20 protein-coding genes are annotated in these 22,906 nt (G+C 59.7%); 13 read left to right on the forward strand and 7 right to left on the reverse strand.

The genetic code is table 11. The features are described 5' to 3' along the window. Nucleotides 1-3: 3 nt before the first annotated feature. The 4 genes from ACP3TY_RS09570 to gloB form a co-directional block, all read right to left on the reverse strand. Nucleotides 4-1,845: an extracellular solute-binding protein gene (locus tag ACP3TY_RS09570; protein ID WP_426619826.1), complete on the reverse strand. Its 1,842-nt coding sequence runs from the start codon at nt 1,843-1,845 to the stop codon at nt 4-6. After that, nucleotides 1,842-3,674, reverse strand: a complete 1,833-nt coding sequence (locus tag ACP3TY_RS09575) for an extracellular solute-binding protein (RefSeq protein ID WP_053119383.1) — start codon at nt 3,672-3,674, stop codon at nt 1,842-1,844. The genes ACP3TY_RS09570 and ACP3TY_RS09575 overlap by 4 nt, the downstream gene beginning before the upstream one ends. Before the next feature lie 335 nt (nt 3,675-4,009). Beyond that, entirely contained in the window at nt 4,010-5,470 is a 1,461-nt protein-coding gene (locus ACP3TY_RS09580; protein WP_053119385.1) for a LysM peptidoglycan-binding domain-containing protein, read from the reverse strand. Nucleotides 5,471-5,569: 99 nt separating this feature from the next. Then, nucleotides 5,570-6,337, reverse strand: coding sequence for a hydroxyacylglutathione hydrolase (gene gloB, locus ACP3TY_RS09585; RefSeq protein WP_426620450.1), 768 nt, complete (start codon nt 6,335-6,337; stop codon nt 5,570-5,572). 66 nt (nt 6,338-6,403) lie between these two features. Here gloB and ACP3TY_RS09590 point away from each other — a divergent pair, with 66 nt between their 5' ends. From ACP3TY_RS09590 to ACP3TY_RS09610, 5 genes are all read left to right on the forward strand, one after another. Further along, nucleotides 6,404-7,162, forward strand: a complete 759-nt coding sequence (locus tag ACP3TY_RS09590; RefSeq protein ID WP_212545887.1) for a class I SAM-dependent methyltransferase — start codon at nt 6,404-6,406, stop codon at nt 7,160-7,162. A 90-nt stretch (nt 7,163-7,252) separates the two neighbouring features. After that, the gene (gene rnhA / locus ACP3TY_RS09595; RefSeq protein WP_053119389.1) at nt 7,253-7,723 is read left to right on the forward strand and encodes a ribonuclease HI; all 471 of its coding nucleotides are present in this window, start codon (nt 7,253-7,255) and stop codon (nt 7,721-7,723) included. 219 nt (nt 7,724-7,942) lie between these two features. Continuing rightward, nucleotides 7,943-8,701 carry a DNA polymerase III subunit epsilon gene (dnaQ, locus tag ACP3TY_RS09600; RefSeq protein WP_212549259.1) on the forward strand — a complete coding sequence of 253 codons (759 nt, stop codon included), beginning with the start codon at nt 7,943-7,945 and terminating at the stop codon, nt 8,699-8,701. Nucleotides 8,702-8,889: 188 nt separating this feature from the next. Continuing rightward, the gene (locus ACP3TY_RS09605; protein WP_426619827.1) at nt 8,890-11,145 is read left to right on the forward strand and encodes an Orn/Lys/Arg decarboxylase N-terminal domain-containing protein; all 2,256 of its coding nucleotides are present in this window, start codon (nt 8,890-8,892) and stop codon (nt 11,143-11,145) included. Between the two features lie 14 nt (nt 11,146-11,159). Next, the gene (locus tag ACP3TY_RS09610; RefSeq protein ID WP_053119395.1) at nt 11,160-11,774 is read left to right on the forward strand and encodes a GNAT family N-acetyltransferase; all 615 of its coding nucleotides are present in this window, start codon (nt 11,160-11,162) and stop codon (nt 11,772-11,774) included. On the opposite strand, the gene ACP3TY_RS09615 is transcribed toward ACP3TY_RS09610, so the two are convergent. Both ACP3TY_RS09615 and ACP3TY_RS09620 read right to left on the reverse strand, forming a co-directional pair. Next, nucleotides 11,740-12,633 carry a LysR family transcriptional regulator gene (locus ACP3TY_RS09615; protein WP_426619828.1) on the reverse strand — a complete coding sequence of 298 codons (894 nt, stop codon included), beginning with the start codon at nt 12,631-12,633 and terminating at the stop codon, nt 11,740-11,742. The genes ACP3TY_RS09610 and ACP3TY_RS09615 overlap by 35 nt on opposite strands. Before the next feature lie 84 nt (nt 12,634-12,717). Further along, nucleotides 12,718-12,948 carry a hypothetical protein gene (locus ACP3TY_RS09620; protein WP_212549263.1) on the reverse strand — a complete coding sequence of 77 codons (231 nt, stop codon included), beginning with the start codon at nt 12,946-12,948 and terminating at the stop codon, nt 12,718-12,720. A gap of 181 nt (nt 12,949-13,129) precedes the next feature. On the opposite strand from ACP3TY_RS09620, the gene ACP3TY_RS09625 reads away from it, so the two are divergent. Together ACP3TY_RS09625 and ACP3TY_RS09630 are read left to right on the forward strand one after the other, a co-directional pair. Then, complete coding sequence (locus ACP3TY_RS09625; protein ID WP_159815522.1) at nt 13,130-13,687, forward strand: NADPH-dependent FMN reductase; 558 nt, start codon at nt 13,130-13,132, stop codon at nt 13,685-13,687. Nucleotides 13,688-13,878: 191 nt separating this feature from the next. Further along, nucleotides 13,879-15,162, forward strand: a complete 1,284-nt coding sequence (locus ACP3TY_RS09630) for an arsenic transporter (protein WP_282358151.1) — start codon at nt 13,879-13,881, stop codon at nt 15,160-15,162. A gap of 78 nt (nt 15,163-15,240) precedes the next feature. Here the strand turns inward: ACP3TY_RS09630 and ACP3TY_RS09635 are convergent, their stop codons facing one another. Then, entirely contained in the window at nt 15,241-16,191 is a 951-nt protein-coding gene (locus tag ACP3TY_RS09635) for a DUF1853 family protein (protein ID WP_159815315.1), read from the reverse strand. A 115-nt stretch (nt 16,192-16,306) separates the two neighbouring features. On the opposite strand from ACP3TY_RS09635, the gene ACP3TY_RS09640 reads away from it, so the two are divergent. Genes ACP3TY_RS09640 through pepN form a run of 6 tightly spaced genes read left to right on the forward strand, consistent with a single transcriptional unit; the run spans nt 16,307 to nt 22,823 of the window. Beyond that, nucleotides 16,307-17,197 (forward strand): NAD(+) kinase, encoded by an 891-nt coding sequence (locus ACP3TY_RS09640; RefSeq protein ID WP_003224174.1) that lies wholly within the window; start codon nt 16,307-16,309, stop codon nt 17,195-17,197. Continuing rightward, entirely contained in the window at nt 17,197-18,168 is a 972-nt protein-coding gene (locus ACP3TY_RS09645; protein ID WP_426619829.1) for a metallophosphoesterase, read from the forward strand. Before ACP3TY_RS09640 ends, ACP3TY_RS09645 begins: the two co-directional genes overlap by 1 nt. Further along, nucleotides 18,165-19,034 (forward strand): rhomboid family intramembrane serine protease, encoded by an 870-nt coding sequence (locus tag ACP3TY_RS09650; RefSeq protein WP_426619830.1) that lies wholly within the window; start codon nt 18,165-18,167, stop codon nt 19,032-19,034. The genes ACP3TY_RS09645 and ACP3TY_RS09650 overlap by 4 nt, the downstream gene beginning before the upstream one ends. 33 nt (nt 19,035-19,067) lie before the next feature. After that, nucleotides 19,068-19,328 carry a YeaC family protein gene (locus ACP3TY_RS09655; protein WP_007919229.1) on the forward strand — a complete coding sequence of 87 codons (261 nt, stop codon included), beginning with the start codon at nt 19,068-19,070 and terminating at the stop codon, nt 19,326-19,328. Beyond that, entirely contained in the window at nt 19,325-20,155 is an 831-nt protein-coding gene (locus tag ACP3TY_RS09660; RefSeq protein WP_053119411.1) for a DUF2797 domain-containing protein, read from the forward strand. The genes ACP3TY_RS09655 and ACP3TY_RS09660 overlap by 4 nt, the downstream gene beginning before the upstream one ends. 10 nt (nt 20,156-20,165) lie before the next feature. Continuing rightward, on the forward strand, nt 20,166-22,823 hold the full coding sequence (gene pepN, locus ACP3TY_RS09665) for an aminopeptidase N (protein ID WP_426619831.1): 2,658 nt from the start codon (nt 20,166-20,168) through the stop codon (nt 22,821-22,823). Nucleotides 22,824-22,906: the final 83 nt, after the last annotated feature.

Raw genomic sequence — 22,906 nt, forward strand, 5'->3', positions numbered from 1 at the left:
TGATTACTCCGTGCCCGCAGGGTCGGCTTGCAGTTTGGTTTCGACTTCTACCGCCGGTTTAGCGTCAGGCTTGACCCACCAGGTGTTGATGCCGATGTCGTACTTGGGTGAGACCTTCGGATGGCCGATGTGATTCCAGTACGCCACGCGCCAGGTCTTGATGTGCCAGTTGGGAACTACGTAATAGCCCCATTGCAGCACACGATCCAGCGCACGGGCGTGGGCCACCAGGCTTTTGCGCGAGTCGGCATTGATCAGGTTCTCGACCAGTTGATCGACGATCGGATCCTTCAGGCCCATGGTGTTGCGGCTGCTGGCCTTGTCGGCAGCGGCGCTCATCCAGAATTCGCGCTGCTCGTTACCCGGCGAATTGGATTGCGGGAAGCTGCCGACGATCATGTCGAAGTCCCGCGAGCGCACGCGGTTGATGTACTGCGAAACGTCGACGCGGCGGATCACCAGTTCGATGCCAAGGTCGCTGAGGTTGCGCTTGAACGGCAGCAACACGCGTTCGAATTCGGTCTGGGCGAGGAGGAATTCGATCACCACCGGTTTGCCGGTGGCGTCGACCATTTTGTCGTCGACGATCTTCCAGCCAGCCTCTTGCAGCAGTTGATAGGCCTCGCGCTGGTGATTGCGGATCATGCCGCTGGCGTCGGTCTTCGGGTTGTCGAAGGCTTCGCTGAACACCTGCGCCGGGAGCTTGTTGCGGAACGGGTCGAGGATCGCCAGTTGATCGGCGTCGGGCAGGCCGGTGGCGGCCATTTCCGAGTTTTCGAAATAGCTGCGGGTGCGGAAGTAGGCACCGTTGAACAGTTGTTTATTGGTCCATTCGAAGTCAAACAGCAGACCGAGCGCCTGACGCACCCGTATGTCCTGGAACACCGGACGGCGCAGGTTGTAGACGAAACCCTGCATGCCGGTCGGGTTGCTGTTGGGGATCAATTCCTTGATCAAACGGCCCTCGGTGACCGCCGGGATGTTGTAAGCGTTGGCCCAGTTTTTCGCGGTCATCTCCAGCCAGAAATCGAACTGCCCGGCCTTCAGCGCTTCGACGGCGACGGTGTTGTCGCGGTAGTAATCGCTGGTCATCGTGTCGAAATTGTAGAAGCCACGGTTGACCGGCAGATCCTTGCCCCAGTAATCCTTGACCCGCTCGTACCGTATCGAACGGCCGGCCTTCACTTCGGCAACTTTGTACGGGCCGCTGCCGAGCGGAATTTCCAGATTGCCCTTGCTGAAATCGCGGTCGGCCCACCAGTGTTTTGGCAACACCGGCAACTGGCCGAGAATCAGCGGCAACTCGCGATTATTGTTGTGCTTGAACTTGAACAGCACTTTCACCGGGTCTTCGGCGATGACTTCGGACACGTCGCTGTAGTAGCCGCGATACATCGGCGAGCCTTCCTTGGTCAGCGTGTTGAAGCTGAACACCACGTCGTCGGCGCGCACTGGATGACCGTCGTGGAAGCGTGCTTCGGGGCGCAGGTAGAACCGCACCCAGCTGTTGTCCGGGGCCTTTTCGATCTTGCCGGCGATCAGGCCATATTCGGTGAACGGCTCGTCGAGGCTGTGCTTGGTCAGGGTGTCGTAGATCTGCCCGATGTCATCGGCCGGCACGCCTTTGCTGATAAACGGGTTGAGGCTGTCGAAGCCACCAAAACCGGCCTGACGGAATACGCCGCCCTTGGGCGCGTCGGGATTCACGTAATCGAAATGCTTGAAATCGGCCGGGTATTTCGGCGGCTCGTTGTACAGGGTCACGGCGTGTTGCGGGGCGGCCAAGGCCAGCCCGGCGAACAGCAAGCCGCTGGCCTGGACGAGCAGGGCGCGGATGGGTTTCATCGATCTTTCTCCGAAGACTTCAGCCACCACGCGCTCAGGCCCAGGGTGTAGGGCGGCGTGGTGACGAAGGCCAACCGGTTGCGGTAGGCCAGGCGGTGATAATTCAGGTACCAGTTGGGAATGCTGTAGTGCTGCCAAAGCAGCACGCGGTCGAGCGCCTTGCCGGCGGCGACCTGTTCATCGCGGGTGCGCGCGGCGAGCAATTGTTCGAGCAGGTGATCGACCACCGGGTTGGCGATGCCCGCGTAATTTTTGCTGCCCTTGACCCCGACCTGACTGGAATGGAAGTACTGCCACTGCTCAAGGCCCGGGCTGAGGGTCTGGTTGAGCGTCATCAGGATCATGTCGAAATCGAACTGATCGAGGCGCTGTTTGTACTGCGCGCGATCGACCGTGCGCAGGCGCGCGTCGATGCCGATGCTGTTGAGGTTCTCAATGTACGGCTGGAGGATGCGTTCCAGATTCGGGTTGACCAGCAGCAGTTCGAAACGCAGCGGCTGGCCGTCGGCGTTTTGCAGGCGCTGGCCGTTGAGCTTCCAGCCGGCCTCGGCGAGCAGGGCCAAGGCTTTACGCATGGTTTCGCGAGGAATGCCGCGACCGTCGGTTTGCGGCAACGTGAACGGCTCGGTGAACAGCTTGGCCGGCAGTTGCTCCTTGTACGGCTTGAGCATCAGCCATTCGTGCCCGACCGGCAGGCCGCTGGCGCTGAATTCGCTGTTCGGGTAGTAACTGGTGGTGCGCTTGTAGGCATCGCTGAACAGCGCGCGGTTGGTCCACTCGAAGTCGAACATCAGCCCCAGCGCTTCGCGGGTTTTGACGTCGGCGAACGTGGCGCGGCGGGTGTTCATGAACAGGCCCTGACTCTGGGTCGGGATCTGGTGCGGGATCTGCGCCTTGATCACGTCGCCACGGCGGATGGCCGGGAAGTTGTAGCCGTTGGCCCAGTTCTTCGCCTGATGCTCGATGTAGATGTCGAACTCGCCGGCCTTGAACGCTTCGAAGGCGACATCGCTGTCGCGGTAGAACTCGACTTCCATGCGATCGAAGTTGTACTTGCCGCGATTGACCGCCAAGTCCTTGCCCCAGTAATCCTTGACCCGCTCGAAGATCAACTGCCGCCCCGGCGTCACCGAAGTGATGCGATACGGGCCGCTGCCCAGCGGCGGTTCGAAAGTGGTGGCTTTGAAGTCGCGGTCTTTCCAGTAGTGCTGCGGCAGCACCGGCAATTCACCGAGGCGCAGGATCAACAGCGGATTGCCCGAGCGCTTGAGCACGAAACGAATGCGCTGCGGATTGAGGATATCGACGCGCAGCACTTCCTGAAGGGCGGTGCGGTACAGCGGATGACCTTCCTTGAGCAGCAAGCGGTAGGAGAACGCGACGTCATAAGCGGTGATCGGCGTGCCGTCGTGGAAACGTGCTTCGGGGCGCAGATTGAACACCACCCAGCTGCGATCTTCGCTGTATTCCACCGATTGCGCGATCAAGCCATAGCTGGACGCCGGCTCGTCGCCGGACGGCGAATACTGGCCAGTGCCGACCATCAGCGGCTCGTTCAGCTCGTTGATGCCGTACTGGAGGAAATTCGGCGTGGTGACCGGGCTGGTGCCCTTGAAGGTGTATGGGTTGACCGTATCGAAGGTGCCGAACGCCATCACCCGCAACGTACCGCCCTTGGGCGCTTGCGGGTTGACCCAGTCGAAGTGGGTAAATCTGGCCGGGTACTTGAGCGTGCCGAACTGCGCATAACCGTGACTTTCGGTAATCGTCGCGCTTGCGGTTGAGCTCAAGGCCAGGCTGATCAGGAGCAGGAGGAGGGGACGCTTCAAGTCAGATCTGATCCAGGCGGCTTGGGCTTTGTGGGCCGTACAGTAACAGCTTGTCTGGACAGGAAAAAGATCGCGGGTTAATGGGGGGTTAATCCGCTTGCCTGACAGCCCCTCACCCTAGCCCTCTCCCGGAGGGAGAGGGGACTGACCGAGGTGTTTGCGGGAGGTACGCCGACTTGCGATACCGAGCCGAACTCAAATTCTGAATAGCCCCCAATCGGCTCCCTTTCCCCTCTACCCTTTGGGGGAGAGGGCTGGGGTGAGGGGGATAGATCTCAAGAACACCAAAAAAACCGAACCAAAAAAAAGCCCCCGAAATCTCAGGGGCTCTTCTGTCAGTGCGGCTGATAAACCGTAAGCATCTGCCCCGGCTTCAAAGCCTTGCTCGCACCCGGATTCCAGCGCTTGAGATGCTGCATCTCAACATTGAAACGCTTGGCCACCACGTACAGCGTGTCGCCGCGCTTAACCTTGTACTGGGTCTGCTGCTTGCTATCGCCTTTTTTGCTCTTGCTGTTGGCCGCAATCACCGTGTTGACCCGGCCAGAGCTGCGGCTCTTGCTTGGTTTGCTCGTATCGCGCATCACCAGGGTCTGACCAACCTTGAGGTTTTTGCCGGTCAGCTTGTTCCAGCGTTGCAGATCCTTCACTTCAACCTTGTTGGCCTTGGCGATGGAGCCGAGGTTGTCGCCACGCTTGACGCGGTAGGCGCGTTTCAGCTTCGCCACTTCCGTTGGGTCAGCGCCTTCAAACACCGGTTTCAAGGAGCGTTTGCTGATCAACTCGTCCGGCGACATGGTCTGCAGGCTGGTGGTCAGCAATTGCGCCTTGGACGTTGGCACCAGCAAATGCTGAGGGCCGTCGACGGTAATGCGCTGTTTGTAAGCAGGGTTGAGCTGGAACAGTTCGTCTTCGTCGATGTTGGCCACTTCAGCGACTTTGGACAAATCCATGCGCTGATTGATTTCGACGACCTGGAAGTACGGTTCGTTGGCGATCGGGTTGAGGTTTACCCCGTACGCTTCCGGCGACTGCACCACTTGCGACAGCGCCAGCAACTTCGGCACGTAGGCCTGGGTTTCCGACGGCAGCGGCAGGTTCCAGTAGTCGGTTGGCAAACCGAGTTTCTCGTTACGTTCGATGGCGCGGCTGACCGTGCCTTCGCCGGCGTTATACGCGGCGAGCGCCAGCAACCAGTCACCGTTGAACATGTCGTGCAGACGGGTCAGGTAATCGAGTGCGGCGGTGGTTGACGCGGTGATGTCGCGACGACCATCGTAGAAACGGGTCTGACGCAGGTTGAAGTAACGCCCGGTGGAAGGAATGAATTGCCACAGGCCAACCGCATCGGCACGGGAATAGGCCATCGGGTTGTAGGCGCTTTCAATCACTGGCAGCAGCGCCAGTTCCAGCGGCATGTTGCGTTCTTCGAGGCGTTCGACAATGTAATGAATGTAGAGACTGCCGCGATCGCCGGCGTTCTCAAGGAATGAAGGATTGCTGGCGAACCACAGGCGCTGTTGCTCGATGCGCGGGTTCACGCCCAGGCCTTCCTGCAACTGGAAGCCCTCGCGCATGCGCTCCCAGACGTCCTGAGGAATCTGTGGAGTGGGCTTTTCGCTGAGCCAGATCGGCTTCTGCTTGGCTCGCGCAGCAATGTTCGGCGTATGGGTCGCTTCAGTCTGCGGAGCATGGCTGGAACAGCCCGCCAGCGTGGCGGACACAGCCACCGCGATGGCTTGCGCCAAGCGGGTCAATGCGTCTGAATTGACGGACTTACGTATGGATGACGACATTGGCTGGAAGTAAGTTCCGGGCAAAAATGTCGGGCGATTCTAGAAAGCGCACCCCCTGCGGTCAACCATTGAGAATTTTTGTACCAAGCAGACCAGTGCTTAGAACTTATCTTTCCAAGCCCGCAGAGCCGCAAAAACCTCACTCGGCTCCCGGTTTTTAGCGCCTGCCCGTTCGTCCACTTTTTGTTTAACTAATGTTTCACCGGTGCGTAAAAACGGATTTGTGAGCTTTTCCAGTGCCAAAGTTGACGGCAGGGTCATCACGCCGTTTTGCCGTTGTTGGGTAACTTTTTCCAGACGGGCGGCAATATCGGCATTGGTCGGTTCGACCGCTGCGGCGAATTTGAGATTGCTCAGGGTGTATTCGTGGGTGCAATAGACGAGGGTGTCTTCGGGCAGTGCGGCGAGACGGCTGAGCGAGTGGTGCATCTGATCGGGCGTACCCTCGAACAGGCGACCGCAACCCGCGGCAAACAGAGTGTCGCCGCAGAACAGCAGACCGTGGTGATAATAAGCAATGTGTCCCAAGGTGTGACCGGGCACCGCATAGACATCAAAGTCCCAGCCGAGCACGCTGGCGGTGTCGTTGTCCTTCAGCGCCACGTCGCGCGCCGGGATATTTTCGCTGGCCGGGCCATAAACAGTGGCGCCGCTGATGTGTTTCAGGCGTTCGACGCCGCCAACATGGTCATGGTGATGGTGAGTGATCAAAATATCGCTCAAGACCCAGTCCGGATGTGCATCAAGCCACGCCTCGACGGGCGCGGCATCACCCGGGTCGACCACGGCGCAACGTTGGCTGCGGTGATCTTGTAACAACCAGATGTAGTTATCGGTGAACGCGGGCAGGGCACTGATCTGTATCATCGTCGGAATTCGCCAAGCGGGAAACATTGGCGCATCTTAGTAGTTCCTGGCGCTTTGGAGAATGCGATGAGTGATAAAGCGTTCGCACAGGCTGATCCTGACTGGCTGGCACTGATCGGTGCCGCCCGTGAATGGCTGTCCGGCCCGCTCGGGCAATTTCTGCTCGACGAGGAGCGGCGCATGCTCGAAGACGAGCTCGGCCGGTTCTTTGGCGGTTATCTGGTGCATTACGGCCCGTCCGCTGAAACGCCACCGTCGGCGCCGCAAGTGCAGCGCAACGTGCGCCTTGGCGCGCCGCTGCCGGGTGTCGAGATTGTCTGCGAGGAACAAGCCTGGCCATTGAGCGAGCATGCCGCCGATGTGGTGGTGATGCAGCACGGTCTGGATTTCTGCCTGTCGCCCCATGGTTTGCTGCGTGAAGCGGCGAGCAGTGTGCGCCCCGGTGGCCATTTGCTGATCATCGGCATCAACCCGTGGAGCACGTGGGGGCTGCGTCATGTGTTCGCCCACGACGCCTTGCGTCAGGCGCGCTGCATCTCGCCATCGCGGGTCGCCGACTGGCTCAACCTGCTGGGCTTTGCGCTGGAGAAACGCCGCTTCGGGTGCTATCGTCCGCCGCTCGCGTCAGCCAAGTGGCAGGGCCGTCTGGCCGGCTGGGAACGCAAGGCCGGTGACTGGCAATTGTCGGGCGGCGGCTTCTATTTATTGGTCGCGCGCAAGATCGTGGTGGGCCTGCGGCCGTTGCGGCAGGAGCGTCGCGAACCGATGGGCAAGCTGATTCCGCTGCCGATGGCCAAGGTCAATCGCCGCCGCGTCGAACCGTAAACCTTCTTTTAATTGTGGCCGGGTTTGTCCCGGCCTTGGTCATTGTCGATCCGTGAACGGCAAGGCACGTATTTTTCTGGATAGAGTGGCATGAGCGAAAGCGTTGAAAGCGTCGACACCGTAGAACTGTTCACTGACGGCGCCTGCAAAGGCAATCCCGGCCCGGGCGGCTGGGGCGCATTGCTGGTGTGCAAGGGCGTTGAAAAGGAACTGTGGGGCGGCGAAGCCAACACCACCAACAACCGCATGGAATTGCTCGGTGCCATTCGTGGCCTCGAAGCGTTGAAGCGTCCGTGCGAAGTGCTGCTGGTGACCGACTCGCAATATGTGATGAAGGGCATCAACGAGTGGATGGCCAACTGGAAGAAACGCGGCTGGAAAACGGCGGCGAAAGAACCGGTGAAAAACGCTGATTTGTGGAAAGAGCTCGACGAGCAGGTCAACCGCCACACCGTCAAATGGAAGTGGGTGCGTGGGCACATCGGCCATCATGGTAACGAGCGGGCGGATCAGTTGGCGAACCGTGGTGTGGACGAGGTTCGCGGGTACAAGCAGAGCTGATTTCTTCCGTTGTACCGTGGTGTGGCCATTCGCGAGCAGGCTCGCTCCCACAGGAAAATGCATTCCAGATCTGATCTGTACCTTCCTTGAATTGGAATGCATTCCAATGTGGGAGCGAGCCTGCTCGCGAAGGGCACGCCACGGTCTGCCTGAAACCCCCCGCCGAGCGTGTTAACATCCGCGTTTTTGCACGATTGACCCGTTGAGAGCTGAGCACTGATGGCCACCAGATCCGTTGTACTCGATACCGAAACCACCGGCATGCCGGTGACCGATGGTCACCGGATTATCGAAATCGGTTGTGTCGAACTGATCGGTCGGCGCCTGACGGGCCGGCATTTCCACGTCTATCTGCAACCGGATCGCGAGAGTGACGAAGGCGCGATTGGCGTTCACGGCATCACCAACGAATTCCTCGTCGGCAAGCCGCGTTTCAATGAAGTCGCCGACGAGTTCTTCGAGTTCATCAAAGGCGCGCAACTGATCATTCATAACGCGGCGTTCGACGTTGGCTTCATCAACAACGAATTCGCCTTGATGGGCGCGAAGGATCGCGCTGACATCACGCAGCACTGCTCGATCCTCGACACCTTGATGATGGCCCGGGAACGTCACCCGGGGCAGCGCAACAGCCTCGACGCCTTGTGCAAACGTTACGGCGTCGACAACTCCGGTCGTGAACTGCACGGCGCGTTGCTCGACTCGGAGATTCTTGCCGACGTCTACCTGACCATGACCGGCGGCCAGACCAGCCTGTCGTTGGCTGGTAATGCCTCTGACGGTAACGGATCGGGCGAGGGCGCGGACAACTCGGCGACCGAGATTCGTCGGTTGCCGGTAGATCGCCAGCCTGCGCGGATTATTCGCGCGACTGAGGATGAATTGGCGGCGCATCTGGTGCGGTTGGAGATTATCGCCAAGTCGGCGGGTGGGCCGGCGATGTGGACACAGATTGCTGAGGCTGACGCTCAGGCCTGAAGATCAAAAGATCGCAGCCTTCGGCAGCTCCTACATGAGAATGCATTCCCTGTAGGAGCTGCCGAAGGCTGCGATCTTTTGCTTTTACAGACATGAAGCCAACTGGCCACCCTCGCCACATTCGCTGCAACCCTCTACCCTGAGTGCATTGGCAGATTCATTTCTGCCGCCTCAGGACACTGAGCCCCATGTACAAAGATTTGAAGTTTCCGGTGTTGATCGTCCATCGCGACATCAAGGCCGACACGGTCGCCGGTGACCGCATCCGTGGCATCGCCCGGGAACTGGAGCAGGAAGGTTTCAGCATCGTCTCTGCCACCGACTACACGGAAGGGCGTCTGGTCGCGTCGACCCATCATGGCCTCGCGTGCATGCTGATTGCCGCCGAGGATGCCTCAACCAACTCGCATCTGTTGCAGAACATGGCTGAACTCATTGGCCTCGCGCGGGTGCGCGCCCCGGATCTGCCGATCTTTGCCCTGGGCGAACAGGTCACCCTGGAGAACGCCCCGGCCGATGCCATGGCCGAGCTCAATCAACTGCGCGGCATTCTCTATCTGTTCGAAGACACCGTGCCGTTTCTCGCCCGGCAAGTGGCGCGGGCGGCGCGCAAGTATCTGGATGGTTTGCTGCCGCCGTTTTTCAAAGCGCTGGTGCAGCACACCGCCGACTCCAATTATTCGTGGCATACCCCCGGGCATGGCGGGGGCGTGGCCTATCACAAGAGTCCGGTAGGGCAGGCGTTCCACCAGTTTTTCGGGGAAAACACCCTGCGTTCAGACTTATCGGTATCGGTGCCGGAACTCGGCTCGCTGCTCGATCACACCGGCCCGCTCGCTGAAGCCGAGGCGCGTGCGGCGCGCAATTTCGGCGCCGATCACACGTTTTTCGTGATCAATGGCACCTCGACCGCCAACAAGATTGTCTGGCACTCGATGGTCGCTCGCGATGATCTGGTGCTGGTCGACCGCAACTGCCACAAGTCGGTGCTGCACGCGATCATCATGACTGGCGCGATCCCGTTGTACCTGTGCCCGGAACGCAATGAATTGGGGATCATCGGCCCGATCCCGTTGAGCGAATTCAGTCGCGAATCGATTCAAGCCAAGATCGATGCAAGCCCGCTGACCAAGGGTCGCGCGCCAAAAGTCAAACTGGCAGTGGTGACCAACTCGACCTACGACGGCCTCTGCTACAACGCCGAACTGATCAAGCAAAAACTCGGTAACAGCGTTGAAGTCCTGCATTTCGATGAGGCCTGGTACGCCTACGCGGCGTTCCACGAATTCTTTGCCGGACGTTACGGTATGGCCACCTCACGCAGCGACGACAGTCCGCTGGTGTTCACCACCCATTCCACGCACAAACTGCTCGCGGCATTCAGTCAGGCCTCGATGATTCATGTGCAGGACGGCGGTGCGCGGCAGCTGGATCGTGACCGTTTCAACGAAGCGTTCATGATGCACATCTCGACCTCGCCGCAGTACAGCATCATCGCTTCGCTGGACGTGGCGTCGGCGATGATGGAGGGCCCGGCCGGACGTTCGTTGTTGCAGGAAACTTTTGATGAAGCGCTGAGCTTCCGTCGTGCGCTGGCGAATCTGCGTCAGCACATTGCTGCGGATGACTGGTGGTTTTCGATCTGGCAGCCGCCCGGCGTCGAAGGCATTGATCGTGTGCGGACCGAAGACTGGTTGCTGAAACCCGATGCCGACTGGCACGGTTTCGGCGATGTCAGTGACGATTACGTGCTGCTCGACCCGATCAAAGTGACCCTGGTGATGCCGGGCCTCAATGCCGGCGGCGCGTTAAGCGAGAAGGGCATTCCGGCCGCGGTGGTCAGCAAATTCCTCTGGGAACGCGGCTTGGTCGTCGAGAAAACCGGCCTGTATTCGTTTCTGGTGTTGTTCTCCATGGGCATCACCAAAGGTAAATGGAGCACGCTGCTCACCGAACTGCTGGAGTTCAAGCGCAGTTACGACGCCAACGTGCGCCTCGATACTTGCCTGCCTTGCGTAGCGTTGGAAGACACCGCGCGTTATCGCGGCATGGGCCTGCGCGACCTCTGTGATCAACTGCACGCCTGTTATCGCAGCAACGCCACGGCCAAACACCTGAAACGCATGTACACCGTGCTCCCCGAAATCGCCATGAAACCGGCTCACGCCTACGATCATCTGGTGCGCGGCGAAGTCGAGGCGGTGCCGATCGATGAATTGGAAGGAAGGATTGCCGCCGTGATGCTGGTGCCGTATCCCCCGGGAATTCCGCTTATCATGCCCGGCGAACGCTTTACCGAATCGACGCGTTCGATCATCGATTACCTGAAATTTGCTCGCACGTTCGATAGCAGCTTCCCCGGTTTTGTCGCGGATGTGCATGGATTGCAGCACGAAGACGAGGGCAATGGGCGGCAATACACCGTCGATTGTGTGAAGGAATGAGGACTTTTCCCAGTATGCAACCGGCCGTGAATCCAAAATACCCAGGCCTGTCGGTGCGTGTCGCCGACGAAGGTTTTGCGCCCTATATCTGGGGCAGCGACTTCAGTTTTGAGGTGGCCGCTTACGGCGCGGCGGTGATTGGTCAGCCTGTCGAGCAGTGGCGGGTGACACCCATCGTGCCGTACCGCAAGTGCTACGGCATCGACCCCGAAGAATTCAGCAGTTTCCGCGATGCGCCGGACAGTGCGATCTTCATGGCGTATCTGGATGACGAGGCGGTGGGCCATTTGGTGATCAGCACCAACTGGAACGGTTTCGCCCACATTGACGAATTGGCGGTGCACGCGCCGGCCCGGCGGCATGGCGTGGCCAAAGCGTTGCTGGATGTCGCGCAATTCTGGAGCCGAAAGAAGAAGCTGCCGGGGATCATGCTCGAAACCCAGAACAACAACCTCGGTGCTTGCCGGTTGTATGAGCGTTGCGGCTATGTGATTGGCGGTGTCGACGAGTTGCGCTATCGAGGTATTGATCCGAACACTGCCGAAGTGGCGCTGTTCTGGTATCGACTGTTTGATAATCCGCTGGAAAACCCGCTCAGCTCGACAGCATCGCCTCGGCTTGTTCCGTGACAATCGCCAGTAAGGTCTGAATTGCCGCTGAGGGCGCGGTGTGTTTGAAGGTCAGCGCGTAGAGGCTGATCGGCACCGCTGGCGACAGTGGGCAGACATCGAGCCCGCCGGCGCGCGCACCGAGGGCGGTGAACGGGTCGACGATGGCCAGGCCTTCGCCTGCCTCAACCATGCTGCGCATCATCTGATGGGTTTGCACGCGAGTCTGGATGCTCGGCGCCGGGCGCAAGGCCTGGAGTTTGTTTTCCAGTGCCGGGCTTAGCGGATCCTGACCGTCGAGGCCGACCATCGCCTGACCGGCCAAATCCTGTAGAGAAATGTATTTCTGCTTCGGCTGCAGCCAACCGTGGGGCGCGAGCAGTTGCAGTTTGCCCTGGGCCAGTGGCTGGCAATCGATGTCGGGATGTTCGGGATCGTGCAGGCTCAGGCCCAGATCACTTTCGCGCAGCAACAGGCTGCGGACGATGTCGCGGGTCGGCGCACTGAGCAGGCTGCACGGTGCATCGGGCAGGCGTCGGCGCAGGGCGGCAAGACTTTGCGGTAATAGATGTTGGGAGAGCGGCGGGGTGCCGATGATGCGCAAGGGAGGGGCGAGGTACTGTTTGAGGCTACTGGCCAGACGCTGAACCGGCTCGAGCGCTGCATAGACGTGGGCGATTTCGACTTGCAGCGCCCGCGCTTCCGGCGTTGATTGCAAGCGCCCGCGAACGCTGGCGAACAGCATGAACCCCAACTGACTCTCGGCTTCGCGCAAACGCTCTTCGACCTCGGTCACTGGCAACTGCAGCCATTCGGCGGCGGTGCCCAGGTGACCGGTCTGCAAGAGCGCCTGAATCACTTCGATATGGCGTAAACGCATGCGTGAAGTCCATGTTCAGCAGGTGGGGTCAGTGACTGATCCTAACCCAACTCTGCGCATATGACTTCTGCTCATAACGACGAGTTATGAAGCGACGGTTGGCTCAGGTTCGCGGGTCAGGGTGACACCCGACTGAACCAGTTCGAACGTCTGGTCGTCGATCTTCTTGATGCGATCGCCGATGGCCAGTTTGTAAATCGGCTCCGAGCCAGTGAGACCGTCTGCCGACGGGTTGGATTCCTGGAATTCATGCACGGAATAAACGCGGCCTTCCGCATCTCTTGCATGGAACTGACCGACGAGTACTGCTGCCATCTGTTTAGAACCTCTGGAGATAAAACGCTTGATTTGCGGTTTTAAGACCGCCATCCAGCGCTGTAAGTTTTCCTGCACGAAAAAAATATTCAGCAGCCGGGATTTTTCCCTCGTCTGCTGGTGGAATCGTCACGGGATCATCTATAACTACAGGCTCCCCCACGGACATCGAGAGTCTTCCATGAGCAATGTCTATAACGTCGCCGTCATAGTCGGTAGCCTGCGCAAAGCATCGATCAACCGCAAAGTCGCCCTGGCGCTGGCGGAACTGGCACCGGCGAACCTGAAACTGAGCATTGTCGAGATTGGCGATCTGCCACTGTATAACGAAGACATTGATGGCGATTCACCGCCGGCAGCCTACAGTACTTTCCGGCAAAAAGTCGGTTCTTCCGACGCGGTGCTGTTTGTTACGCCGGAGTACAACCGCTCGGTGCCGGCGCCACTGAAAAATGCCATCGACGTCGGCTCGCGGCCGTATGGCAAGAGCGCCTGGAGCGGCAAGCCGGGCGCGGTGATCAGTGTATCGCCGGGGGCCATTGGCGGTTTCGGCGCGAACCAGCACCTGCGCCAGTCGTTTGTGTTTCTCAATGTGCCCTGCATGCAGCAACCAGAGGCTTATCTGGGCGGTGCGGGGACAGCGTTTGATGAAGCGGGGAAGTTGAGTGAATCGGTGAAACCTTTTCTGCAAAGCTTTATCAATGCTTACGGACAGTTCGTCGAGCAACACAAAAAATAATCCAGCACCTTGGTGAACTCTTTGTGGTGAGGGGATTTATCCCCGATGGGTTGCGAAGCGGCCCCCTGCGTTTCTCAGTCAAACCGAGTTCGCAGGTTTTGCGGCTGCTGCGCAGCCGGTCGGGGATAAATCCCCTCACCACAGGTATCCTGTCGTCTTCCAAAATCCTCTATCGAACAAGGCTGTTGCGGATGCTTGCTGCGTCACTGATTTTCCTGCTGACCATTACCCTTGTCATCTGGCAACCCAAAGGCCTCGGCGTCGGCTGGAGTGCGACGCTCGGCGCTGTGCTGGCGTTGATCTTTGGCGTTGTGCATCTGAGCGATATCCCGCTGGTCTGGCAGATCATCTGGAACGCCACCGGCACCTTTGTTGCGCTGATCATCATCAGTCTGCTGCTCGACGAGGCCGGTTTCTTCAATTGGGCTGCGTTGCACGTGGCGCGCTGGGGGCGGGGCAGTGGGCGCAAGCTGTTTGCCTTTATGGTGCTGCTCGGCGCGCTGGTGTCGGCGTTGTTCGCCAATGACGGCGCGGCGCTGATCCTCACGCCAATCGTGATTTCCATGCTGCTGGCGCTGCGCTTTTCCCCGGCAGCGACTCTGGCCTTCGTCATGGGCGCAGGCTTTATCGCTGACACCGCAAGCCTGCCGCTGGTGGTGTCGAACCTGGTCAACATCGTCTCGGCAGACTTCTTCCACATCGGCTTCAACCGCTACGCGGCGGTGATGGTGCCGGTCAACTTCGTCAGCGTCGCGGCGACGTTGGGCATGTTGTTGTGGTTCTTCCGCCGTGACATTCCCAAGGCCTACGACCCCGATCAACTTGAACGTCCCGAAACCGCGATCCACGACAAAGCCACGTTCTATGCGGGTTGGGCGGTGTTGGCAATTCTGTTGATCGGCTGTTTCGCCCTTGAGCCGTTGGGCATTCCGATCAGCGCGATTTCCGCTGTCTGCGCCGCACTGCTGCTGGGCATCGCCGCTCGCGGTCACAAAATCTCTACGCGCAAGGTGATGAAAGAAGCGCCGTGGCAGATCGTGATTTTCTCGCTGGGCATGTACCTGGTGGTCTACGGCTTGCGCAATGCCGGGCTGACAAGCTATCTGGCCGGTTGGCTGGATGTTTTCGCAGGTCACGGTGTGTGGGGCGCGGCGCTGGGCACCGGTGTGCTGACGGCGCTGTTGTCGTCGATCATGAATAATTTGCCGACGGTGCTGATTGGTTTGCTGTCGATCGATGCGAGTCAGGCGAGTGGGGTGATCAAGGAAGCGATGATTTACGCCAACGTGATCGGCAGCGACTTGGGGCCGAAGATCACGCCGATTGGCAGTCTGGCCACGTTGCTGTGGCTGCATGTGCTGGAGCGCAAGGGGATTCACATTGGTTGGGGGTATTACTTCAAGGTCGGGATTGTGTTGACGGTGCCGGTGTTGTTGGTGACGTTGGCGGCTTTGGCTGTGCGGCTGTCCATTTGAAATCAAAAGATCGCAGCCTTCGGCAGCTCCTACATGGGTATGCGTACATCTGTAGGAGCTGCCGAAAGCTGCGATCTTTTAGGCCTGCCCCGGCACATTCGGCCAAAGATCCGACACCAGAAACAACCGCTCCGCCTCTTCCCAATCGCCCCGCGCATTCTCGGTCAGGCGCACCAGCAATTGCGCCGGCGCCATCGGTTCCAGCTCCTCCAGCCACGCCTGCAAATGCACTTCGCTCCAGGTCTGATCCGCCGGGTAATGCGCCGGCGCCAGCCACGCGTGACGGGGCAGGGGCTGCCAGCGACCGGCCGGGCGTTGCGCGACGAACGCTGGCCAATCCTTTTGATGCAACCAACTGCCGCGCAGATGCTGCGGGTGCGCGCCGCTTGGCGACTCAGCCTGACCGGGCCACGGATACAGCAGATAACCGCCCAGCCACAATTGCGCGCTGAAAGACTCGATATCCAGCGCCGCCAAGGCTTCACGGCTTTCCGGTCGTGCCGAGATCGGCAGTTGATGACCGGCCAGATGCGCCAGTTTGCGATCCAGCCGATCATGACAACCCGGCCCTAGCCATTGCGCCGAATCACGCCCATCGCCCTGTTGCGGGCCGAGGTAAAGCTTGATCGCCAGCTCCAAGTGATGCACGCCATCACGGTCACGCAGCAGCATGTCCAGTTCGCCGAGCGTATGGCCTTCGCGGCGGATCGGCAGGTTGGCGGCAATCAACTCGATCCCCGGCGCCTGCGCCACGGCAAATTGCCACAGCCGCTCGTAATACAGGCCCAGACGCCGCGTGCGCGCCTGCGATAACCAATGCAGCAAACCGTAGCTGTCGCGGTCGAGCTGGCGCAGCCAATGTTCGAGTCGATGCGGGTCATTCACCCAGTCGCTGCCGGCCAGCGGATGACGTTGCGGCCACGGCGTGGTGGCGAGCATCGGCGGGGCGAGGATCACCCACGCCAGATCCCGCACTTCCGGATGGCGCAATTGGTGAGGCAACTGGAGCAGGTCGGGAAATAGGATCATCTTGCGAGCATAGCCGTAAACACGAGCGCGCCCTTGAGGCTGAAAGGATTTTGTCTATCTGGCGCTTTCGCCCATAATCCTGTTTTTCGCGTTTTCGATTGTCCGCAGAGGTCCCATGGAGCAATTTCGTAATATCGGCATCATCGGTCGCCTGGGCAGTTCCCAGGTGCTGGATACCGTCCGCCGACTGAAACGGTTTCTGCTCGATCGTCACCTGCATGTGATCCTCGAAGACACCATCGCTGAAGTGCTGCCGGGCCACGGCCTGCAAACCTCGTCGCGCAAGATGCTCGGCGAAGTCTGCGACATGGTCATCGTCGTCGGCGGTGACGGCAGCCTGCTCGGCGCCGCGCGTGCGCTGGCCAAACACAATATTCCGGTGCTCGGCATCAACCGTGGCAGCCTCGGCTTCCTTACCGATATTCGCCCGGATGAACTGGAAGTCGAAGTCGCCAAGGTGCTCGACGGCCACTATCTGGTGGAAAACCGCTTCCTGCTGCAAGCCGAAGTGCGCCGTCACGCCGAGGCCATTGGCCAGGGCGACGCGCTCAACGACGTGGTGCTGCACCCCGGCAAATCGACGCGGATGATCGAGTTCGAGTTGTACATCGACGGCCAGTTCGTTTGCAGCCAGAAGGCCGACGGCCTGATCGTCGCGACGCCGACCGGTTCCACGGCTTACGCGCTGTCCGCCGGTGGCCCGATCATGCATCCCAAGCTCGATGCCATTGTGATCGTGCCGATGTACCCCCATATGTTGTCGAGCCGGCCAATTGTGGTCGATGGCAACAGTGAGCTGAAAATCGTCGTGTCGAAAAACATGCAGATTTACCCGCAAGTCTCCTGCGACGGGCAGAACCACTTCACCTGCGCGCCGGGCGACACCATCACCGTCAGCAAGAAAGCACAGAAGCTGCGGCTGATTCATCCGCTCGACCACAACTACTATGAAGTCTGCCGCACCAAGCTCGGCTGGGGCAGCAAGTTGGGTGGTGGAGGCGACTGATGCTCGATCCCGCGCGCAGTTATGACCTGATTGGTGACGTGCACGGATGCGCCCTGACCCTCGAACACTTGCTTGACCGACTCGGTTATCACAAGCAAGGCGGGGTCTGGCGGCATCCATCGCGCATGGCCGTGTTCGTCGGCGACATCATCGACCGCGGCCCGCGCATTCGCGAGGCGCTGCACATCGTCCATGACATGGTCGAGGCCGGGCAGGCCTTGTGCATCATGGGCAACCACGAATTCAACGCACTCGGCTGGAGCACCCCGGCGCCACCGGGCAGCGGCAAGCAGTTCGTCCGTGAGCACACCAAGCGCCATGCGCGGTTGCTCCACGAAACACTGACCCAGTTCGAAGGCCATCCCGGCGACTGGCACGATTTCCAGCGCTGGTTCTATGAGCTGCCGCTGTTTGTCGACGCCGGACGTTTCCGCGTGGTTCACGCCTGCTGGGATGCCGGCCTGATCGAACCGCTGCGCGCGCTGTTTCCCAATGGCTGCATCGACGAGCATTTCCTCCAGGCCTCGGCGGTACCGGATAGCTTCGCCTGCACCGTGTTCGACCGATTGCTGCGTGGCACCGACATGCGCCTGCCCGATGGTTTGACCATGACCAGCGGCGACGGTCTGGTGCGTTCGTTCTTCCGCACCAAGTTCTGGGAAGACGACCCGAAAACCTATGGCGACATCGTCTTCCAGCCCGATGCCTTGCCGGAACCGGTGGCGCAAACGCCGCTGACCTCCACTGAAAAGAATTCCCTGCTGCGCTACGGCGTCGACGAGCCATTGCTGTTCGTCGGTCACTACTGGCGCAGCGGCAAACCGGCGCCGATCCGGCCGAACCTCGCGTGTCTGGATTACAGCGCCGTGCTCTACGGCAAACTCGTTGCTTATCGCCTGGATCAGGAAAACTTCCTCGATCCAAATAAATTTGTCTGGGTCGATGTTGAGCGGCCGGAGGTGCTGCAATGAGTTCGGTAGCGGTATTACGTCTGCCTTTAGGCGTGGATCTGAGCGGTTTCGTCAAACTGCTGCAACGCATGCAAGTACCGCATCGCGTCAGTGAAGAGGCGGGCGAGCAAGTGTTGTGGGCGCCGTCGGAAATCAGCGAAGACGTGCGCTCGCTTTACGAACGCTTCCCGGCCGGTGATCCCGATCAGCAACTGGACATTCCCGTCGCGCCGACCGTCAAACGCCCAAGCTTCGCCGAACAACTGAAATACGCCAAGGCCACCGGCTTCATTCTGCTGCTGTGCCTGATCGTCGGCGGCCTGACTTACCTCGGTGAAAACCTGCAAACCCTGCGCTGGCTGACCTTCCTCGATTTCCAGGTGGTCGGCGAGTACATCCATTTCACGCCGTTGACCGACAGTCTAGCGGCGGGGCAGTGGTGGCGTCTGGTCACGCCGATGCTCATCCACTTCGGCATCCTGCACCTGGCCATGAACGGCATGTGGTATTGGGAACTGGGGCGGCGCATCGAGTCGCGGCAGGGCAGCATCAACCTGATCGGCCTGACGCTGTTGTTCAGCCTGGTCTCAAACTATGCGCAATACATCTGGAGCGGCCCGACGCTGTTCGGCGGCCTCTCTGGCGTGCTGTACGGTTTGCTCGGGCATTGCTGGATCTTCCAGCTGCTGGCGCCGAACCCGGCTTATCGCCTGCCGCGCGGCGTGTTGGTGATGATGCTGGTGTGGTTGCTGGTGTGCATGTCCGGGGTGATCTCGGTCATCGGTTTCGGCGAAATCGCCAACGCCGCCCACGTCGGCGGGTTACTCATCGGATGCTTCACCGGTTTGTTGGGTGGTTTGTATAACCGCCGTAAACTGGCCGCCTGAATTTTTTTGTAGATAAAGAGCACGGAGACCCTGATGTCCTCTTTTAACGACATGATCAACAACATCACCCCGGACATCTACGAGAGCCTGAAACTGGCCGTGGAAATCGGCAAATGGTCGGACGGTGGCAAGCTCACCGCCGAGCAGCGCGAGCTGTCGTTGCAGGCGATGATTGCCTGGGAAATCCAGAACCTGCCTGAAGATCAGCGCACCGGTTACATGGGCCCGCAAGAATGTGCATCGAAGTCGATCGAAGTGCCGAACATCCTGTTCAAGTCGGATGCTATCCATTGATCGAGATTGGCCGCGGTGCAATCAGCAAAATGTCGGCGCGCCTCGACGGGCCGAACGTGCAATACGCGTTTCGTCTGGATGACGTCGAGGTGCCGGTTAATCCCATGATCGGCACCACGGTGCGTCTGGAGTACCTGGGGGCGATCCACTGCACCCATTGCGGGCGCAAGACCAAAACCAGTTTTAGTCAGGGCTATTGCTACCCGTGCATGACCAAACTGGCGCAATGCGACCTGTGCATCATGAGCCCGGAGCGTTGCCACTATGACGCCGGCACCTGCCGCGATCCAGCGTGGGGCGAGCAGTTCTGCATGACCGATCACGTTGTGTATTTGTCCAATTCGTCGGGCATCAAGGTGGGCATCACCCGTGCAACGCAACTGCCAACGCGCTGGATCGATCAGGGCGCGTGTCAGGCGTTGCCGATCATGCGCGTGTCGACGCGGCAGCAGTCGGGCTTCGTGGAAGACCTGTTCCGCAGCCAGGTCGCAGACAAAACCAACTGGCGCGCGTTGCTCAAGGGCGATGCGGCAACGGTGGATCTGGCGCAGGTGCGCGATCAGCTGTTTGAAAGCTGCGCCGAAGGCCTGCAAGGTTTGCAGGAGCGATTCGGCCTACAGGCAATTCAGACGATTGCCGATGTAGAACCTCTCGAAATCCGCTATCCGGTCGAGCAATACCCGGCCAAAATCGTCAGCTTCAACCTGGACAAGAACCCGATTGCCGAAGGCACGTTGTTGGGCATCAAAGGCCAGTACCTGATCTTCGATACCGGCGTGATCAATATTCGCAAGTACACGGCTTATCAGCTCGCCGTGCATCAATAAGGACTCCAGCATGCGCACCGAACAACCGAAGATGATTTACCTCAAGGACTATCAGGCGCCCGAGTACCTGATCGACGAAACACACCTGACCTTCGAGTTGTTCGAGGATCACAGCCTGGTGCACGCGCAGTTGGTCATGCGCCGCAACCCGGCGCGTGGCCCGGGCCTGCCGCCGCTGGTGCTCGACGGCCAGCAGCTGGAATTGCTCTCAGTGACCCTGGCCGATAAAGAGCTGGGCGCTGCTGACTATCAAGTGTCCGAGAACCACCTGACCCTGCAGCCGACCGCCGAAACCTTCACGGTCGACACCAGCGTCAAGATCCACCCGGAAACCAACACCGCACTGGAAGGCTTGTACAAGTCCGGCACGATGTTCTGCACCCAGTGCGAGGCCGAGGGTTTCCGCAAAATCACTTATTACCTCGACCGCCCGGACGTGATGAGCAAGTTCACCACCACCGTGGTCGCTGAACAGCACAGCTATCCGGTGCTGCTCTCCAACGGCAACCCGATTGCCTCGGGCCCGGGTGAAGACGGCCGGCACTGGGCGACTTGGGAAGACCCGTTCATGAAACCGGCGTACCTGTTCGCGCTGGTGGCCGGTGATTTGTGGTGCGTTGAAGACACCTTCACCACCATGACTGATCGCACCGTCGCGCTGCGCATTTACGTCGAGCCGGAAAATATCGACAAGTGCCAGCACGCGATGAACAGCTTGAAGAAGTCGATGCGCTGGGACGAAGAGGTTTACGGTCGCGAGTACGATCTCGACATCTTCATGATCGTCGCCGTCAACGACTTCAACATGGGCGCGATGGAGAACAAGGGCCTCAACATCTTCAACTCCAGCGCCGTGCTCGCTCGCGCCGAAACTGCGACCGATGCTGCGCATCAGCGCGTTGAAGCGATCGTCGCTCACGAATACTTCCACAACTGGTCGGGCAACCGCGTGACCTGCCGCGACTGGTTCCAGTTGTCGCTGAAAGAAGGCTTCACCGTATTCCGTGATTCCGGTTTCTCCGCCGACATGAACTCGGCCACGGTCAAGCGCATTCAGGACGTCGCGTATCTGCGAACCCACCAGTTCGCCGAAGATGCCGGCCCGATGGCTCACGCCGTGCGCCCGGACAGCTTCATCGAGATATCCAACTTCTACACCCTGACCGTGTACGAAAAGGGCTCGGAAGTGGTCGGCATGATCCACACCCTGCTCGGCGCCGAAGGCTTCCGTAAGGGCAGTGATCTGTACTTCGATCGCCATGACGGCCAAGCCGTGACCTGCGACGACTTCATCAAAGCGATGGAAGATGCCAACGGCGTCGACCTGACTCAGTTCAAGCGCTGGTACAGCCAGGCCGGCACGCCGCGTCTGGCGGTGAGCGAGTCTTACGACGCCGCCGCGAAAACCTACAGCCTGACCTTCCGCCAGAGCTGCCCGGAAACCCCGGACAAGGTCGAAAAACTGCCGTTCGTGATTCCGGTCGAACTCGGCCTGCTCGACAGCAAAGGCAACGAAATTGCCCTGCGTCTGAGCGGCGAAGCGGCGGCGCAAGGCACCACTCGCGTGATCTCGGTGACCGAAGCTGAACAGACTTTCACCTTCGTCGACATCACTGAACAGCCGCTGCCATCGTTGCTGCGCGGTTTCTCGGCGCCGGTGAAACTGAGTTTCCCGTACAACCGCGATCAACTGATGTTCCTGATGCAGCACGACAGCGATGGCTTCAACCGTTGGGATGCCGGTCAGCAACTGTCGGTGCAAGTGCTGCAAGAACTGATTGGCCAGCAGCAGAAGGGCGAAAGCCTCAAGCTCGACCCGCGTCTGGTGTCGGCGCTGCGTACCGTGCTGTCGGACGAATCACTGGATCAGGCAATGGTCGCCGAAATGCTTTCGCTGCCGGGTGAGGCTTACCTCACTGAAATCAGCGAAGTGGCCGACGTCGATGCGATCCATATCGCCCGTGAGTTCGCGCGCAAGCAATTGGCCGAAGGCTTGTTCGAGGCGCTGTGGCTGCGTTATCAGGCCAACCGCGACCTGTCGAAGAAAACCCCGTACGTCGCCGAAGCCGAGCATTTTGCCCGTCGCGCGCTGCAGAACATTGCCCTGTCTTATCTGATGCTCAGCGGCAAGCCAGAAGTGTTGGCGGCGGCGCTGGAGCAGTTTGAAAACGCCGACAACATGACCGAGCGCCTGACTGCGCTGGCGGTGTTGGTCAACTCGCCGTTCGAAGAGCAGAAAGCGCTGGCGCTGGCGAGTTTTGCCGAGCACTTCAAGGAAAACCCGCTGGTCATGGATCAGTGGTTCAGCGTGCAGGCGGGCAGTACCTTGCCGGGCGGTCTGGAGCGCGTGAAGGCGCTGATGCAGCATCCGGCGTTCAACATCAAAAACCCGAACAAAGTGCGTGCGCTGGTCGGCGCGTTCGCCGGGCAGAACCTGATCAACTTCCATGCGGCCGATGGTTCCGGTTATCGCTTCCTCGCGGATCTGGTGATTGAGCTGAACGGCTTCAACCCACAGATCGCTTCTCGCCAATTGGCACCGCTGACGCGCTGGCGCAAATATGACGATGCGCGCCAGGCGCTGATGAAGGGCGAGCTGGAGCGGATTCGGGCGTCGGGGCAGTTGTCGAGTGATGTGTTTGAGGTGGTGAGCAAAAGCCTGGCGTAACGCCGATCCCTGTAGGAGCTGCCGAAGGCTGCGATCTTTTGATCTTTAACATCAAGGTCAAAAGATCGCAGCCTTCGGCAGCT

It is taken from the genome of Pseudomonas rustica (genome assembly GCF_049959085.1).
GTDB classification, from domain to species: domain Bacteria; phylum Pseudomonadota; class Gammaproteobacteria; order Pseudomonadales; family Pseudomonadaceae; genus Aquipseudomonas; species Aquipseudomonas rustica.